The sequence below is a fragment of the Nonomuraea sp. NPDC003804 genome, from assembly GCF_040610675.1.
GTDB lineage: Bacteria > Actinomycetota > Actinomycetes > Streptosporangiales > Streptosporangiaceae > Nonomuraea.
Genome location: NZ_JBEXMT010000040.1, coordinates 17,060 through 32,646, shown reverse-complemented (window position 1 = coordinate 32,646; position 15,587 = coordinate 17,060). Strand labels below are relative to the sequence as shown.

Genomic DNA, 15,587 nt, shown 5'->3' with positions numbered 1-15,587 from the left:
GCTAGCCGATCAGCGGCGCCTCCGGCTCGAGCACGCGGGCGTCGGCGGCGACGATCGGCGGGACGGGCGTGCCGCTGGAGCCGACCAGGCGCGGCCCCGCGGGGCCGTACACCTCGCGCGGCTCGGGGAAGGCGAACAGCAGGGCCAGGTACAGCACGGCGGCCGCCGCCAGGCCGAGCGGCAGCGAGACGTCCACGCCCCCGGCCAGGTCGCCGAGCGGGCCGACGAACTGTCCCGGGAGGTTGACGAACAGAATGGCCAGCGCCGCGGAGACGAGCCACGCGGTCATGCCGCGCCAGTTCCAGCCGTGGGTGAACCAGTAGCGGCCGCCGCGCTGGCGACGGTTGAAGACCTGCAGCGCCTCGGCGTCGTACCAGCCGCGGCGGGTGACGTAGCCGAGCATCATGATGACCATCCACGGCGCCGTGCAGGTGATGATCAGCGTGGCGAAGGTCGAGATGCTCTGGGTGAGGTTGGCGGCGAAACGGCCGACGAAGATGAAGCCGATCGACAGCGTGCCGATGAAGACCGTGGCCTGCACGCGGGAGAAGCGCGGGAAGACGCTGGAGAAGTCGAGGCCGGTGCCGTACAGGGCGGTGGTGCCCGTGGACATGCCGCCGATCAGCGCGATGAGGCAGACCGGCACGAAGTACCACGCGGGCGAGATGGCCAGCAGGCCGCCGACGTAGTTGGGCGCGGCCGGGTCGACGTACTGCGCGGCCTTGACCGCGATGACCGCGGGTCGCCAGGGGCGATCGTGCCCGCGTAGGAGGGGTCGAAGTCGCCGGCGAAGGCGAAGGCGCCCAGCACGAACAGCAGCGACGCGGCCACCACGGCGATCTTGTTGACGAAGAGCATGAAGCGGAAGCCGTACACGCAGACGATCAGCACCAGGCTCGCGAACAGCGCGTAGGCGACGGCGTAGGCCGGTCCGCTCTCCGGCAGGCCCACCAGCCGGTGCGCGCCGCCGACCAGTGCGTCGCCCGAGGACCACACCGAGATGGAGAAGAAGGCGATCGCCGTCAGCAGCGACAGGAACGAGCCGACGACCCGGCCGTGGACGCCCAGGTGCGCCGAGGAGGAGACCGCGTTGTTGGTGCCGTTGATCGGGCCGAACAGCGACAGCGGGGCCAGGATCAGCGCGCCCACCACGAGGCCGAGCCCGGTGGCGGCCAGCCCCTGCCAGAACGACAGGCCGAACAGGATGGGGAAGGCGCCCAGCACGCACGTGGCGAAGGTGTTGGCGCCGCCGAAGGCCAGCCTGAACAGGTCGACGGGACGGGCGGTGCGGTCGGCGTCGGGGATGCGGTCGACGCCGTGGGTCTCGATCTCGGTGATGCTTTCCCGGCGGCTCATGGCTTCTCCTTCATGGCCAGCAGGCTGATCAGGTCGTAGGCCACGTGGGAGGCGGCGACGGAGGTGATCTCGGCGTGGTCGTAGGCGGGGGCGACCTCGACCACGTCGGCCCCGATGAGGTTCGTGCCGGCCAGGCCGCGCAGGATCTCCAGCAGCTCGCGGCTGGTCAGGCCGCCCGCCTCCGGGGTGCCGGTGCCGGGCGCGTGCGCGGGGTCGAGCACGTCGATGTCGACGGAGACGTAGAGCGGGCGGTCGCCGATGCGCTGGCGGAGGGCGTCGATGACCTCGTCGAGGCCGCGGCGCAGCACGTCGGCGGCGGTGACGATGCCGAAGCCGAGCCTGCGGTCCTCCTCGAGGGACTTCCCCTGGGCGCCTCCAGCCGGGTCGCCGAGGTCGCGGCGCTCCCGGCCCAGTCGCCCAGTCGCCCAGTCGCCTTGGGAGTTGTCGGGGTTGCGGGTCTTCGGGTTGGCAGGGCGACGTAACGGCGGCGCGCCGAAGTCCCGCTGGAGTGGCGTGATGGACGGGCGGTCAGTCGTGACCGCGGGAGCGCCGGCCCGGCTTGCCGTACGGGGGGATCACGAACGGGCGCCGGCCCGGCTTGCCGTACGGGGGATCACTCTGCGGCCGCGAGCTGGCCGCAGGCGCCGTCGATCTCGCGTCCGCGGGTGTCGCGGACGGTCACCGGCACCCCGTGGAACTCCAGGCGGCGCACGAACGCCCGCTCGTCCTCCGGGCGGGAGGCCGTCCACTTCGAACCGGGAGTGGGGTTGAGCGGGATCAGGTTGACGTGCACCAGCTTGTTCTTCACCAGCTTGCCGAGCAGGTCGGCACGCCACTCCTGGTCATTGATGTCCTTGATCAGCGCGTACTCGATGGACACCCGCCGCTTGGTCTTGGCGGCGTAGGCCCACGCGGCGTCGAGCACCTCGTGCACCTTCCACCGGGTGTTGATCGGCACGAGGGTGTCGCGCAGCTCGTCGTCGGGGGCGTGCAGCGACAGCGCCAGCGTGACGGGCAGCCCCTCGTCGGCGAGCTTGGCGATCGCCGGCACGAGGCCCACGGTGGAGACCGTGATGCCGCGCGCGGACATGCCGAGCCCGTCGGGCGCGGGTTCGACCATGCGGCGGACCGCGCCGATCACCGCCTTGTAGTTGGCCAGCGGCTCACCCATGCCCATGAACACCACGTTGCTGACCCGGCCGGGGCCGCCGGGGACCTCGCCCGCGGCCAGCGCCCTGGCTCCCGAGACCACCTGCTCGACGATCTCGGCCGTGGACATGTTGCGGGTCAGCCCCGCCTGGCCGGTGGCGCAGAACGGGCAGTTCATGCCGCAGCCCGCCTGCGAGGACACGCACATGGTGACCCGGTCCGGGTAGCGCATCAGCACCGACTCGACCAGCGCGCCGTCGAACAGCCGCCAGAGCGTCTTGCGGGTGGTGCCCGCGTCGGTGGACAGCTCGCGCACGGAGGTCAGCAGCGGGGGCAGCAGCACCGACAGCTTCTCGCGGGCGGCGGCCGGCAGGTCGGTCATCGCCGCGACATCGGTGGTGAGGTGCGTGAAGTAGTGGCGCGAGAGCTGGTCGGCGCGGAAGGGCTTCTCGCCGAGCTCGGCGACCGCCGTGCGGCGCTCGGCCATCGTCAGATCCGCCAGATGTCTCGCGGGCTTGGCCCGGCGCGGCGCCGTGAACTGCAGCAACGGGCGCTCGGTCTTCTCGGCGGTCATGAGCCCTCTCTTTAATCTAGAGTCCAGATGTATGGCGATATACCGATCGTCTGGCGAGGGGCAAACCGAGGTCGTCCTCACCGATGGCAACCCTTACGGGAGCCGCACTCTGGTGGTCGAACGCGACGACGCCGCGTCGGTAGCTTACCTGTGCTCCCCGGGCGGCGAGGTGCACGGAGCCGTCTGGCTGGCCAACCACGTGCCCGCCCCCGAGGTCGTCGATCTGGCCAGGCTGAACGCGGGTGCGCCGCCCCTCATGCCACGGCCGAACACCCGCCATCCCGCGGGACGGCACGCGCTCGGCCAGCTGACCACCTTATGGTTCGAGGAGGGCGACGGGGTCGCCCTGTATGAGAACGACGAGCTTCTCGCGGTCATTCCGGGCTGGGCGGACATGAGCAGGGGCATGCCGGGCTACGCCCGCGAGGCCGTCGGCGAGACGCCGTTCGCCTGGGCGCTGTCCGAGGCGCTCGACGGGCTCCAGCCGCGGCTCGACCACGCCGGTTCCTACTGGCAGTGGCGCCACAGCGAGGGCTCGTGGGCCTCCTTCCAGCAGTTCGTCATGGGGCATCTCGACCGGACCGTCGGACCGTCGGGGCGCTACTGGGACGCCAGCGGCGAGCGGCTGCCGACGGTGGGGATCAGCGAGCGCCCGCCGTACCGGGGCAGGGACTTCACCGTGCTGTCGACGGTCGGCATGAGCTGCCAGCGCATGCCCACGGTCGAGCAGTGGATCGACCGGCCGCGCGCCTACGCCAGGATCGAGCTGGCCGTCGCCACCCGCGGCGACCCGCGCGAGGCGGCGCTGCTTCTGGTGTGGCTGGCGCAGTACCCGTGGCATTCGGTGACGTGGCTGGGCCACGGGCACACGGCCACGTGGTACCACGAGCCGTCGACGTTCCCTCTCGGCGCGCGGTACGACGGGGTGATCATGCTCGCCGACGCCCCCGACATGCCGGACCTGTCGGGGTTCGGGTTCGGCGGCGAGGCCGTCCGCTGGCTCTGGCTGGAGGCGTGGGCCGGGGACTCGTGAACCACGGCCCGCGGGCGGCATCAAGCGCACAGGGCGAAGACCCGTGAAACGCACGGCCCGCAGGCGTCTGAGGAGCGCCGCTCCTCAGAAGAACAGCGACAGCAGCAGCCACACCGGGATCAGCGTCGCCACCAGGGAGTCGAGCCGGTCCATCAGGCCGCCGTGTCCCGGCAGCACCGACCCCATGTCCTTGATGCCGAGATCCCGCTTGATCATCGACTCGACCAGATCGCCGAGGGTCGCCATGACGGCCCCCAGCAGGCCGATCAGCGCGCCCTGCCACAGCTGGCCGCCCATCAGCCAGGTCACCAGCCAGGCGCCGACCACCATGCAGGCCAGCACCGATCCGGCGAAACCCTCCCAGGTCTTCTTCGGGCTGATGATCGACATCTTGTGCCTGCCGAACAGCACGCCGGCGAAGTAGCCGCCGATGTCGCTGCTCACCGTGACCGCGATGAAGATCAGCACCCGGTAGTGGCCGTTCTCCGGCGTCGCGAGCATCAGCGCGACGAAACCGGCCAGCAGCGGCGGGTAGGCCAGGGCGAACACCGATGCCGTCGCGTCGCGGACGTAGCCATCCTGCGGGCCGTCGAACATCCGCCAGAGCAGCAGCGCGAACACCGCCACGACGTAGGTGCCGAGCAGCCACGAGGCCCCGCCCCAGTAGGCGCCCGCCTGCATCGCGGCCGTCGCGACGAGCACCGGGATCAGCGGCACCTTGATGTCGCGCGTGCCGAGCGCGTGAACCACCTCGGCCGCGCCCACGCCCACGGCCGCCACGACCAGCAGGAGGAAGAGCTCCTTGATCGTCAGCAGGGAGGCCAGGACCAGCGCGCCCAGCACGACGCCGACCGCGATGGCGGCCGGCAGGTTCCTGCCGGTACGGCTGCCCGGTGTGCGTTCTTCCACAGACTCTCCAACTCGGCGGTCAGACCGCACCGAGCCGTCTGATGCGCACACTTCGTGACAAAGCCACGGCCCCCGCGTCCACGCGAGGGCCGTGCGGATGCGACCGCTCAGACCTCGAGCAGTTCCGCTTCCTTCTGCTTGAGCAGCTCGTCGATCTTGGCGACGTGCTTGTGGGTCAGGTCGTCGAGCTCCTTTTCGGCGCGGCGGACCTCGTCCTCGCCGGCCTCGCCATCCTTGATCATCTTGTCGAGCGTCTCCTTGGCGGAGCGCCGGATGTTGCGGATCGAGACCTTGGCGTGCTCGCCCTTGTTGCGCGCGACCTTCACGTACTCCTTGCGGCGCTCCTCCGACAGCTCGGGGAAGGCCACCCTGATCACCTGGCCGTCGTTGCTGGGGTTGACCCCGAGGTCGGAGTCACGGATCGCCTTCTCGATCGCACCCATCGAGCCCTTGTCGTAGGGCTGGATGATGACCATGCGGGCCTCGGGGACATGGAACGAGGCCAGCTGCTGGATCGGGGTCGGCGAACCGTAGTACTCGGCGTTGATCTTGTTGAACATCGACGGGGTGACACGGCCGGTCCTGATGCCCGCGAAGTCCTCCTTCGCGACCGAAACGGCCTTGTCCATCTTTTCCTCGGCTTCGAGGAGAGTTTCGTCGATCACAGCGGCTCCCTGTCTATTGGTCGCTCACCTTCCTGGCTCGCGCCACGGCCCCATCCCTCTGCGCCAGGCACCGCGTCGCTCGCGTCGTCAGGCTCGCTCCCTATTTCCCTGCCGGACTCACCAGCGTGCCGATCTTCTCACCGCGCACCGCGCGCAGGATGTTGCCCTCGCCCATCAGGTCGAAGACGACGATGGGCAGGTCGTTCTCCTTGCACAGACTGATCGCGGTCTGGTCCATGACGGCGAGGTCGCGTACGAGGACCTCCGCGTAGTCGAGGTGGTCGAACCGGACCGCGTCGGGGTTCTTCCGCGGGTCGGAGTCGTAGACCCCGTCCACCTGCGTGCCCTTGAGCAGCGCCTCGGCGCCGACCTCCAGCGCTCGCTGCGCGGCGCAGGTGTCGGTGGAGAAGTAGGGGATCCCGAGCCCCGCGCCGAAGATGACCACGCGGCCCTTCTCCAGGTGCCGGATGGCGCGGCGGGGCAGGAACGGCTCGGCCACCTGCTGCATGGAGATGGCGGTCTGGACGCGGGTCTCGATGCCGCGCTTCTCAAGGAAGTCCTGGAGCGCCAGGCAGTTGATGACCGTGCCCAGCATGCCCATGTAGTCGCCCCTGCCGCGGTCGAGACCGCCCGCGGACAGGGCGGCGCCGCGGAACATGTTGCCGCCGCCGACCACGACGGCGACCTGGACGCCCTCGCGCACCGCCTCGGCGATCGAGTCGGCCACGTGACCGACCACCTCCGGATCGATGCCCATCGGCTCGCCGCCGGCGAACGCCTCGCCGGACAACTTCAGCATGACCCTCTTGTACGGCGAAGCCGCCGGCGCGACGGGCTCCTGGTTCTCCTGCACGGCGGCGGCCTCCTCGGGTGGTGGTTCTGGTAGAGCGGTCAACGCGGTGGGAGACGGTACGCGCCTCCCACCTCGAGACTAAGCCTGGCCGACCTTGAAGCGGACGAAGGCGAGCACCTCGACGCCGTTCTCCTCGGCGTACTTGGCGATCGTCTTCTTGTTGTCCTTGACGAAGGCCTGCTGCAGCAGCGTGAAGTCCTTGTACCAGCCGTTGACGCGACCCTCGACGATCTTGGCGATGGCGGCCTCGGGCTTGCCCTCCTCGCGGGTCATCTCCTCGAAGAGCGCGCGCTCCTTCTCGATGACCTCGGCGGGAACGGCCTCGGCGTCGAGGTACTTCGGCGCCATGGCGGCGGCGTGCTGTGCGACGTCCTTGACGACGTCGGCGTTGGGCTTGTCGAGCTGCACGAGCACACCGACGGCCGGCGGGAGCTGCGGGTCGGTCTTGTGCATGTAGGCGCCGATGTAGCCACCCTCGAGCACGGCGAAGCGGCGGATCTCGATCTTCTCGCCCAGCGCGGCGTTGGCCTCGTCGAGCAGCTCCTTGACGGACTTGCCGTCGAGGGTGGAGGCGAGCAGGGTGTCGACGTCGGCGGGCTTGGTGTCCAGGATGTGCGCGACGACCTGGGCCGCCAGCTCCTGGAAGCGCTCGCCCTTGGCGACGAAGTCGGTCTCGCAGTTGAGCTCGAGCAGCGCGGCGGCGGAGTCACCCTCCTGCTGGAGCGCGACCAGGCCGTTGGAGGCGGTGCGCGCCTCGCGCTTGCCGACGTCCTTGGCGCCCTTGAGGCGCAGGAGCTCGACGGCGCGGTCGAAGTCGCCCTCGGACTCCTCCAGCGCCTTCTTGCAGTCCATCATGCCGGCGGCGGTCAGCTCGCGAAGCCGCTTGACGTCGGCCATGTTCACGGAAGCCATGTGCTTTTCCTCGTGGGATGTCGTCGTGGATCGGGTTGGACCCGGAAAGCCTCGGTGCCGGTGCGACCACCGGCGGGGGGTACGGCTCGCGCGGCCGGCGCGAGCCGTACCCTCGCAAGCCCTTAGGCCTGCTCGGTCTCACCCTCGGCGGTGGCCTGAGCCTCGGCGGGGGCGGCGGCCTCCTCGACGGGAGCGGCAGCCTCGTCAGCAGGGGCGGCAGCCTCGTCAGCGGGGGCGGCGACCTCCTCAGCGGGGGCGGCGACCTCGTCGACCTTCTGCTCGCCCGAGCCCTGCTCGATGAGCTCGCGCTCCCACTCGGCCAGCGGCTCGGCGGCGGCGGGCTTCTCGTCACCGCGGGCGGCGCCGGAGCGAGCCATGAGACCGGCGGCGACACCGTCGGCGACGACCCTGGTCAGCAGGCCGACGGCGCGGATGGCGTCGTCGTTGCCGGGGATCGGGTAGTCGACCTCGTCAGGGTCGCAGTTGGTGTCGAGGATCGCGACGACCGGGATGCCGAGCTTCTTGGCCTCGGAGATCGCGATGTGCTCCTTCTTGGTGTCGACGACCCACACCGCGCTGGGCACGCGGCCCATGTCACGGATACCGCCGAGCGTGCGCTCGAGCTTCTCCTTCTCGCGGCGGCGCATGAGGAGCTCCTTCTTGGTGAGCCCCGAGCCGGCCACGTTGTCGAAGTCGAGCTCCTCGAGCTCCTTCAGACGCTGGAGCCTCTTGTGCACGGTGGAGAAGTTGGTGAGCATGCCACCCAGCCAGCGCTGGTTGACGTACGGCATGCCAACGCGGCCGGCCTGCTCGGCGATGGCCTCCTGAGCCTGCTTCTTCGTGCCGATGAACAGGATCGTGCCGCCGTGGGCGACGGTCTCCTTGACGAAGTCGTAGGCGCGGTCGATGAACGACAGCGACTTCTGCAGGTCGATGATGTAGATGCCGTTGCGCTCGGTGAAGATGAAGCGCTTCATCTTCGGGTTCCACCGGCGGGTCTGGTGGCCGAAGTGAACGCCGCTCTCGAGGAGCTGTCGCATGGTGACGACGGGGGCCATCTGCTGGTCCTCCAGTTTCTCGGTTGTGCGCGGCAGCCGTGTGGCCTGCCGCCCTGATGCCCCGCTCTCGCTCCTGCCGGACTCTCGTCCGGACCGAAGGAACGGTTCGCGACGGGGCATGCGAAGTCGGCCTGTCGCTGACAGGCCACCGAAAAGCATACCTTGCGGGGAGCCCCGGCCTGACCGCTCCGGCCGTCGGCGCACGTCACTTCACGTCGTCGTCCACGGCCGGCTGACCGGCGACGGGCATGACGGAGCCTGTCAGCCCCACCATGATCCCCCGGCCCGACCGGCGTGTCAGTCCACGTCGTGGTCCTCGGTCGGCAGGCCGGGGACGGACCTGGCGGCCCTGGGGAAGAGCGACAGGTGCAGCTCGCCGTGGCGGGCCCCCTCCGGCGCGCCAGTCCGAGCGGTGGTGTAGGGGCGCACGAGCTCCTCGATCCGCTCGCCCAGCTCCTTCATCTCGGCCGCGGTGATCAGCAGGTGCGAGCGCTGGAACAACGTCGCGTCGCGCCACTCCTCCGGCTCGGTGGGCACCGCGTCCATCGCCCGCCTGGCCTCGCGCTCCTTGTCGGCCACGATCGCGTCGGCGAGCAGCCGCTTGGCCTCACGGACGCCGTGCTGGTCGTCGTCCTCGTACCCGAAGGAGAAGCCGCCCGGCTCGACGGCCCACAGGCGCTCCCTGCCGTCCTCGCTGGCGGGCGCGTCGCGCACGAAGCCGTACTTCTCCAGCATGCGCAGGTGGTAGCTGGCGGCACTCGGGGAGACGCCGACGACCTCGGCGAGGGTGGTCGCGGTGGCCGTCCTGCGCCACATCAGCTCGGTGAGCATCGTCAGGCGAGCCGGATGCGCGAGCGCGCGCATCGCCTTGGGGTCGCTCAGCAGCGGGCGCGCTTCCTTGGTCACGTCACGACGATACCTGAAGGCTTGCCTTCACACTTATGAAGGGTTACTTTCACAGTCGTGAAGCAAACCCTTCAGGATTTACCGCCGCTCCACCGGCAGCGCGACTACCGCCTGCTCTGGTCGGCCAGGACCGCCTCTGTCACCGGATCGGAGGTCTCCAAGCTCGCCGTCCCGCTCACCGCGGTCACCCTGCTGGCCGCCTCACCCGCCCAGATGGGGCTCCTGGCCGCGACGGCCTCCGTGCCCACGCTGCTGTTCGGGCTGCACGCGGGCGCGCTGGCCGACCGGCTCAGGCGGCACCGGCCGCTGATGATCACCTGCGAGCTGGTCGCCGCCGCGGCGGCGCTCCTCGTCCCCCTCGCGTGGATCACCGGCACGCTCAGCGTCCCGCTGCTGATCGCCGTCTCTCTCGTCATCGGTACGGCAAGCGTCGTGTTCAGGGCGGCGAACTTCCCCCACCTGGCCGTCGTCGTCCCCGCCTCGCAGCGGACCGAGGCGATGGCCGGCTTCCACGCCTCCTACTCCGTCGCCTCCATCGCCGGACCCGGGCTCGCCGGACTGCTGGTCCAGATGCTCACCGCGCCGCTCGCCGTCCTGGCCGAAGGGGTGTCGTTCCTGGCCTCCGCGCTGATGCTGCGCTCGATCCGCACCCCCGAGGACCACGAGCCGAGCGCGTCGCGCGGCATGTGGCGCGACGCGGTCGAGGGCCTGCGCCTCAGCGTCGGCCATCCCGTGCTGCGCGCGATCCTGGCCACCGGCGTCACGCTGAACTTCTTCGCCATGGCCTACATCGCCGTCGTGATCCTCTACATGCTCCAGGTCCTGCGGATCCCCCAAGGCATGATCGGCGCCCTCACCGCGGTCTCCGGCATCGGCGGCCTGATCGGCGCCTGGGCGACCGCCAGGCTCGCCCGGCGCTTCGGCGAGAACAGGGTGATGCTCTACGCGGTCCTGCTCTTCCCCTTCGACATGCTGGCGGTCGGGCTGGTCGGCGGCCCGCCGCAGGTCACGATCCCCGTCATGGCCACGACGGGACTGCTCATCGGGGCCATCGTCGTCTCCCTCGGCACCTGCACGAACGTCATCACCATGCGCGAGGCGCCCGCCGACATGATGGGGCGCGTCAACGCGACCATGACCTTCGCCATCCACGGCGTGCTCGCGTTCGGCGGCATCACGGGCGGCCTGCTGGCCGAGGTGGTCGGCCTGCGGGCGGTCATCCTGATCTGCGCCGGCGGCACCGCCCTGGCGGGGCTGTGGATCTGGCGGTCCCCGCTGCGCCCCCACCGTCCGCGTCCTGGCGCCCTGCCGGCGCCCGAACCCGACCCGGTGCTGAGCGCCGTCCTGCGAGAGCTCGCGATCACCAAGATCAGGACGGGCGGGTGAGCCACTCAGCGCCGTGCTCACCCGGCCGCGGCGGCGGCGTCACCCAACCGGGCCGGCGGCCGCCGACACGGCCCGGCGGGAGCACGTACCCGAGCCTGCCGAAGGAGCTGTCCATCTCCGCCATGAGGTCGCCGACCTCGATCTCGCCGGTGCCGGTCGGCCGGAATCCCGCGCGGCCGGGCGCCGCTTCCCACCATCCGGGGAACGACCCGGCCGCCGCCATGCGGCGCAGCTCGTCCAGCCACTGGGCGGTCCTGGCCAGGCTCAGCTCCACCCGCCACGAGCCGCCCTCCACCCGCCTTCTCAGCAGCGCCGCCATCGCCCCGAACGCGGCCAGATACCCGGTCGCGTGATCGAGCACCTGCGCGGGCAGCGGACGCGGCGGATCCCCCCACGCGATCCCGGTGGCCATCTGCACCAGGCTGTCGAACCCCCGACCGCCCGTGCGCCCGTAGGCGGTGATGTCCACGGTGATCAGGCCGGGCGTGCGCCGCGCCAGCTCGTCGACCACGCCGAGCGCGCCGGGCCGTACCGACCTCACCACCACGTCGGCCGCGCCCGCCAACCGTGCGAACGCGTCCGTGGCCGGATCGAGGTGGCACCAGCGCTTGCCGAACGCCGTACTGATCACCAACCCGTCGACCTCGGGCAGCCGGGGCGTACTCACCTTGAGGACGTCCGCGCCGTGGGCGGCGAGTGTCCTGGTCGCCACCGGTCCCGCGATGACCCTGGTGAGGTCGAGCACCCTGGGCGATTCCCCGCCACGGGCCGGGCCGTCCCCCACCCTGGTCAGCCGGACCAGCGGCAGCTCCGCCACGGCGCGCGCCCTCGGGTCCCGCCGCCACTCCTCCGGCGTTCTCAACGCCGCCGCGCACCCGCCCGCCACGGTCACTGCCCGTTCGACCTCCCGCGAGGTACGGCCCGCGCACGCCCGCCGGACGTCCTGCGTGCCCAGCGCCCGGAAGACGGCATCGCGGTGATGGTCGAAATTGCAGTGCAGCCTGACCCAGCCGTCGGCCGTCCGGTAGTCGCCCGACAGCGGTGACCACAGCTCCTTCGTCGCGCCGTCGATCGTGAACAGCCGCTCGTCCAGGAACGCGGCCAGCGACTCCCGCACATCGACCTCGGCCCCCACCCCCCGCATGGCGGCGGCAGCGGCGGTGGCCGCCCCCACCGACACGGCGGCCGCCACCTCCACCGGATAGCGGGACGGCAGCCGCGAACCGTCATCGGTGACACGAACGCCCGGCAGGCCGACACCCAGCCGCGCGCCCAGATCGGCGATCAGCGCCGCCGCCGTCACGTCAGCTCCCCGGCCAGCAGATCCATCAGCAGACCGTCATGGAAGACACCCGTGGCCGGATCGCGCTCGTAGGCCCGCATCACGCCCACCCGCCTGAACCCCACCTTCTCGTACGCCCTGATCGCGGCGGCGTTGTGCGCGGCGGGATCGATCGTGAGCCGGTGATGACCCCGCTCCCCGATCAACCACCTGGCCAGCGTCCGGACGGCCTCGCTCCCGTAGCCGCGACCGTGGTGCTCGGGGGCCAGGAAGATGTCGATGCCCGCGTGACGGTACTGCGGGTCGTCCTCCTCGTCGTACTGGACGGCGCCGATCACCTCGCCGTCCAGGGTGACGGCCAGCATGCCGTCGAAGTCGTCCACCTCCCCCCACCACCTGGCCACCTCCGGGGTGGCGACGATCGCCCGCAGCCTCGGCTCGTCAGCCTGGACGGCCTCGCGCAACGTCAGTCGAGGTCCTTCGAGCTTCATCCGGCGCTGTCCCTTCACTCGATCGACAGCCAGCATGACGCCGGCCGCGCCCGCCGGGCCCCTACGGTGGTTCCTGAAACCGCCGCTCTGTGCGCTGCTTTTCAGCGGGCGGTCTCCGGGCCGGCCTTCACATCAGTCAGAGGTCTCCTGAGTGACCCTCCTCAAGAATTCTCGACTGACGGACCAACCGTCTCGACGCTTGGTCACACGTCTGCACCGCGACGAGCGCCAGGTCACTTCATTCGACTCTGGTAGGCCCGCGGCTCGGATAGGCCCCCGACTCGGGCACGCCCGGCGTGCTCGGGTAGGCCCGCAGCTCAGGTACGCCCGGCGTGCTCGGGTACGCCCGGCCTGCTCGGGTCGGCCCGCGGCTCAGGTACGCCCGGCGTGCTCGGGTACGCCCGCGACTCGGGTAGCCGGCGTGGTCTCCACGCGGTAGGCGACGTGAGGCCCCTCACGGCCGGTTCGCATCGGGTACCGCGTTCCGAGGGAGTAGTGGCACGAGCGTGAGCGCGCGAACCGTCCTACTGCTGTCGGCGCACCATCTCGGTGATCCAGATGGGCGCGAACGGAGACGTGCAGCCCGGGGAAGTCGGGTAGTCCTTGAGCACCTCCAGGCGCTCACCGATGTCCATCGCACGGGCGCGATGTTCGGCGTGCTCGATCCCGATCTGCGCCAGGCAGTGGTTCATCGCCCACTGCAGGCGATCCGGGGCGTCTTTCATCTCCGCCTCGATGACGTCGAGCAGTCCTGCGAGGTCGAGGCCCTCGGGCTTCTTCGTCACGCGTTCGGTGGTCAGCGCCCAGCCGGCACTCGCGACCACTGCATCCGGATCGGCGGACCAGGCAAGACGCAGCTCTTCGGAGTGCGGGTTCTTCTTCACCACGTAGTTCACGAGCCAGTCGTGCACCTTGGGTGTGCGCGCTTCGCGCACCATGGCGTCCAACTCGTCACGCTCGAACGCCTTCGGGCGGCAGATCAGAAGCGCCAGCAGTCTCGCCGCGGTGTCACCTGTCTCCCAGAGTTGGCGCGCGAGTTCCTGCTGCGTCTTCAACCGCTTCGCGAGCGCGCGCAGCTTGCCGAGGTTCACACCATGATCGTCACCGTGTTTCTCGTTCACCTCGCGTGCCCTCGGGTCCTCGAGCTCGGCCAGCTCGGCCATCACCTCGGCCACCATCGGCTCGGTCAGCGTCGTCTCTGCCACCTCGGCCTCCTGTCCGTCGCGTGCGAGATTCAGCCTACGAGGGGAGTCGGCCTCCTGCCGTACACGCCGGTTCGGCGGCAGCCATCGACACGAAATCCCGCGTCTTCACAAATATGCAGCAGTTCTCAGCACTGGCCCTCAGCACTGGCCCTCAGCACTGAGTCTGGGCACTGACTCTCGGCCTCACTCCGAGCAGCCATCCGACTGCTGGCTCACCCAGTGAGGAGCGTGATTGGCTGCCCGGCAGCCATCCGACTGCTGGCTCACCCAGTGAGGAAAGTGATTGGCTGCCGGCCGGATGAGAGTAGCCAGCTCAGGCTTCGCCCGAGGCACGATCCACAGGCAGCAGAGGAGCCCCGCCGCTTTTCCACAGAATCTCACTCGCCCCCAACCGACCCCAGCACCACCGACGACGCTGAGCCGCATGCTGCCCGTCACCCCGCGCAAGCTCCTCAGAGCTGCCCACCGTCAAGCCCCGGGTCTCACGTCACGGCGCGGCATCCGCCCGTCAGCGCGGGCCTTGAAGGCCATCCTCGCGGTCATCGTCGCCACCGCCCTCACCCTGGCCGCCCTCGCCCTCACCCCCTCTCGCGCGACCGCCGTCCTGGCCCTGACACACCCCCTTCCGGTTGTCCCGTCTCCGTCTTCCTCACTACCGACCTGGCCGCCTCAACCCGTCCCACAACCGGGAACTAACACCCCAGCTCTGCGCGCAACCCCTAGTCACAAGATCGCTGGACTGATCGCCTGGCCTCCGATTCCGGACAAGGTCGAATATCCCTCACCCACCGCAAGCGCCCTGACGGCACGACAACAACCCACCATCACCGACCCGCCTCCGCACCCGTCACTCACGCCAATCCACTTGCCCTCGCCCGACTCACTGATCGCCACCCACCCGCGGTCACCGACCTCGGTCACCGCCGCCCACCGCCCCTCAGGCGATTCACTTTCCGCCACCCACCACCCCTCAGGAGACTCACCTTCCGCCACCCACCACCCCTCAGACGACTCACCTTCCGCCACCCACCCCTCTTCACCGGCCGCCTATCGCCCCCCGGACAATCCACTCGCAGCCGCCCGCCGCCCGTCGACCGACTCACTCACGGCCGCTGATCCGCTCTGGCCACAGCCATTCACAGCGGCGGATCCGTCTCACTCTCCCGCACCCGCGACAGCCGCCCCTGCCGCACAACTCCCCATCACGCCTGCCAACGCGCTCCCGCGACTTCAACCCGCAACAGCGAATCCGTTCCTGCCGCCCACACCCACCGCCGACCAACCACTCTGGCGTTGGCCCCTCGACGGTCGCCCTGTGGTCATCCGTCGCTTCAACCCACCGCCCGAGCCCTGGCACGCCGGACATCGCGGCGTAGACCTCGCAGCCTCGCCTGGGGCACGGGTCCGTGCGGCAGGCCCGGGCACGGTCACCTACGCCGGCCCCCTCGCCGGCCGCGGCGTCGTCAGCATCCAGCACCCAGGCGGTCTGCGGACGACCTACCTCCCCGTGCGAGCGTCCGTGCGCCGCGGCCAGACCGTGTCCACGGGCGACGAACTCGGCGTCATCGAACCCACCTCGTGGCACTGCATCACAACCTGCCTCCACTGGGGACTCCGCCGCGAGTTCCGCTATCTCGACCCCCTGCTCCTGCTCGGCTTGGGCCCCATCCGCCTGCTCCCCCACTGGCCGACCCCGCCCGCGAGTTCCTCAACCCCCTGAGCCGCCGCCACACCTCCACCGCCCGCCGCACCCCCACCGCGTGCCGCACGCCGCCCGCTGCCCGCTGCCCGCTGCCCGCTGCCCGCTC

At 70.4% G+C, this 15,587-nt stretch carries 15 protein-coding genes and 1 pseudogene; 3 read left to right on the top strand and 13 right to left on the bottom strand.

What is annotated here, in order from left to right; all coding sequences use genetic code 11:
- Position 1: 1 nt before the first annotated feature.
- The 4 genes and pseudogenes from ABZX22_RS39105 to rlmN form a co-directional block, all read right to left on the bottom strand.
- Positions 2–667: a cytosine permease gene (locus ABZX22_RS39105; RefSeq protein WP_354920297.1), complete on the bottom strand. Its 666-nt coding sequence runs from the start codon at positions 665–667 to the stop codon at positions 2–4.
- A complete protein-coding gene (locus ABZX22_RS39100) occupies positions 622–1,356 on the bottom strand; it encodes a cytosine permease (protein ID WP_354920156.1) in 735 nt (244 codons plus the stop codon). Before ABZX22_RS39100 ends, ABZX22_RS39105 begins: the two co-directional genes overlap by 46 nt.
- A pseudogene (locus ABZX22_RS39095) lies at positions 1,353–1,712 on the bottom strand (arginase family protein); the annotation flags it as partial. The gene ABZX22_RS39100 and the pseudogene ABZX22_RS39095, both read right to left, overlap by 4 nt.
- A gap of 257 nt (positions 1,713–1,969) precedes the next feature.
- Positions 1,970–3,079, bottom strand: coding sequence for a 23S rRNA (adenine(2503)-C(2))-methyltransferase RlmN (gene rlmN, locus ABZX22_RS39090; RefSeq protein WP_354920154.1), 1,110 nt, complete (start codon positions 3,077–3,079; stop codon positions 1,970–1,972).
- 112 nt (positions 3,080–3,191) lie between these two features.
- Between rlmN and ABZX22_RS39085 the strand changes: the two genes are divergently transcribed.
- On the top strand, positions 3,192–4,112 hold the full coding sequence (locus ABZX22_RS39085; protein WP_354920151.1) for a suppressor of fused domain protein: 921 nt from the start codon (positions 3,192–3,194) through the stop codon (positions 4,110–4,112).
- Positions 4,113–4,196: 84 nt separating this feature from the next.
- Here the strand turns inward: ABZX22_RS39085 and ABZX22_RS39080 are convergent, their stop codons facing one another.
- From ABZX22_RS39080 to ABZX22_RS39055, 6 genes are all read right to left on the bottom strand, one after another.
- Positions 4,197–5,021: a phosphatidate cytidylyltransferase gene (locus ABZX22_RS39080; protein WP_354920148.1), complete on the bottom strand. Its 825-nt coding sequence runs from the start codon at positions 5,019–5,021 to the stop codon at positions 4,197–4,199.
- 107 nt (positions 5,022–5,128) lie between these two features.
- Complete coding sequence (frr, locus tag ABZX22_RS39075; protein WP_354920145.1) at positions 5,129–5,686, bottom strand: ribosome recycling factor; 558 nt, start codon at positions 5,684–5,686, stop codon at positions 5,129–5,131.
- Positions 5,687–5,786: 100 nt separating this feature from the next.
- A complete protein-coding gene (gene pyrH, locus ABZX22_RS39070; RefSeq protein ID WP_354920142.1) occupies positions 5,787–6,485 on the bottom strand; it encodes a UMP kinase in 699 nt (232 codons plus the stop codon).
- 132 nt (positions 6,486–6,617) lie between these two features.
- The gene (tsf, locus tag ABZX22_RS39065) at positions 6,618–7,451 is read right to left on the bottom strand and encodes a translation elongation factor Ts (RefSeq protein ID WP_354920139.1); all 834 of its coding nucleotides are present in this window, start codon (positions 7,449–7,451) and stop codon (positions 6,618–6,620) included.
- Positions 7,452–7,573: 122 nt separating this feature from the next.
- The gene (rpsB, locus tag ABZX22_RS39060; protein ID WP_354920136.1) at positions 7,574–8,509 is read right to left on the bottom strand and encodes a 30S ribosomal protein S2; all 936 of its coding nucleotides are present in this window, start codon (positions 8,507–8,509) and stop codon (positions 7,574–7,576) included.
- 297 nt (positions 8,510–8,806) lie between these two features.
- The gene (locus ABZX22_RS39055; protein ID WP_354920133.1) at positions 8,807–9,415 is read right to left on the bottom strand and encodes a helix-turn-helix domain-containing protein; all 609 of its coding nucleotides are present in this window, start codon (positions 9,413–9,415) and stop codon (positions 8,807–8,809) included.
- A gap of 57 nt (positions 9,416–9,472) precedes the next feature.
- On the opposite strand from ABZX22_RS39055, the gene ABZX22_RS39050 reads away from it, so the two are divergent.
- A complete protein-coding gene (locus ABZX22_RS39050; RefSeq protein ID WP_354920130.1) occupies positions 9,473–10,801 on the top strand; it encodes an MFS transporter in 1,329 nt (442 codons plus the stop codon).
- On the opposite strand, the gene ABZX22_RS39045 is transcribed toward ABZX22_RS39050, so the two are convergent.
- The 3 genes from ABZX22_RS39045 to ABZX22_RS39035 all read right to left on the bottom strand — a co-directional run bounded on the left by ABZX22_RS39045 (position 10,785) and on the right by ABZX22_RS39035 (position 13,737).
- Positions 10,785–12,104, bottom strand: a complete 1,320-nt coding sequence (locus tag ABZX22_RS39045) for a CoA transferase (protein WP_354920127.1) — start codon at positions 12,102–12,104, stop codon at positions 10,785–10,787. The two genes, ABZX22_RS39050 and ABZX22_RS39045, sit on opposite strands and share 17 nt — an antisense overlap.
- A complete protein-coding gene (locus ABZX22_RS39040) occupies positions 12,101–12,574 on the bottom strand; it encodes a GNAT family protein (protein WP_354920124.1) in 474 nt (157 codons plus the stop codon). Before ABZX22_RS39040 ends, ABZX22_RS39045 begins: the two co-directional genes overlap by 4 nt.
- Before the next feature lie 524 nt (positions 12,575–13,098).
- Complete coding sequence (locus tag ABZX22_RS39035) at positions 13,099–13,737, bottom strand: DNA alkylation repair protein (protein WP_354920294.1); 639 nt, start codon at positions 13,735–13,737, stop codon at positions 13,099–13,101.
- A gap of 340 nt (positions 13,738–14,077) precedes the next feature.
- On the opposite strand from ABZX22_RS39035, the gene ABZX22_RS39030 reads away from it, so the two are divergent.
- Entirely contained in the window at positions 14,078–15,499 is a 1,422-nt protein-coding gene (locus ABZX22_RS39030) for a peptidoglycan DD-metalloendopeptidase family protein (RefSeq protein ID WP_354920121.1), read from the top strand.
- Positions 15,500–15,587: the final 88 nt, after the last annotated feature.

Coding starts and splice junctions, on each gene's coding strand:
- ABZX22_RS39040 (WP_354920124.1), bottom strand. CDS start 12,574: ATGAAGCTCGAAGGACCTCGACTGACGTTGCGCGAGGCCGTCCAGGCT.
- rpsB (WP_354920136.1), bottom strand. CDS start 8,509: ATGGCCCCCGTCGTCACCATGCGACAGCTCCTCGAGAGCGGCGTTCAC.
- ABZX22_RS39035 (WP_354920294.1), bottom strand. CDS start 13,737: ATGGCCGAGCTGGCCGAGCTCGAGGACCCGAGGGCACGCGAGGTGAAC.
- ABZX22_RS39100 (WP_354920156.1), bottom strand. CDS start 1,356: ATGAGCCGCCGGGAAAGCATCACCGAGATCGAGACCCACGGCGTCGAC.
- rlmN (WP_354920154.1), bottom strand. CDS start 3,079: ATGACCGCCGAGAAGACCGAGCGCCCGTTGCTGCAGTTCACGGCGCCG.
- pyrH (WP_354920142.1), bottom strand. CDS start 6,485: ATGCTGAAGTTGTCCGGCGAGGCGTTCGCCGGCGGCGAGCCGATGGGC.
- tsf (WP_354920139.1), bottom strand. CDS start 7,451: ATGGCTTCCGTGAACATGGCCGACGTCAAGCGGCTTCGCGAGCTGACC.
- ABZX22_RS39030 (WP_354920121.1), top strand. CDS start 14,078: ATGAGAGTAGCCAGCTCAGGCTTCGCCCGAGGCACGATCCACAGGCAG.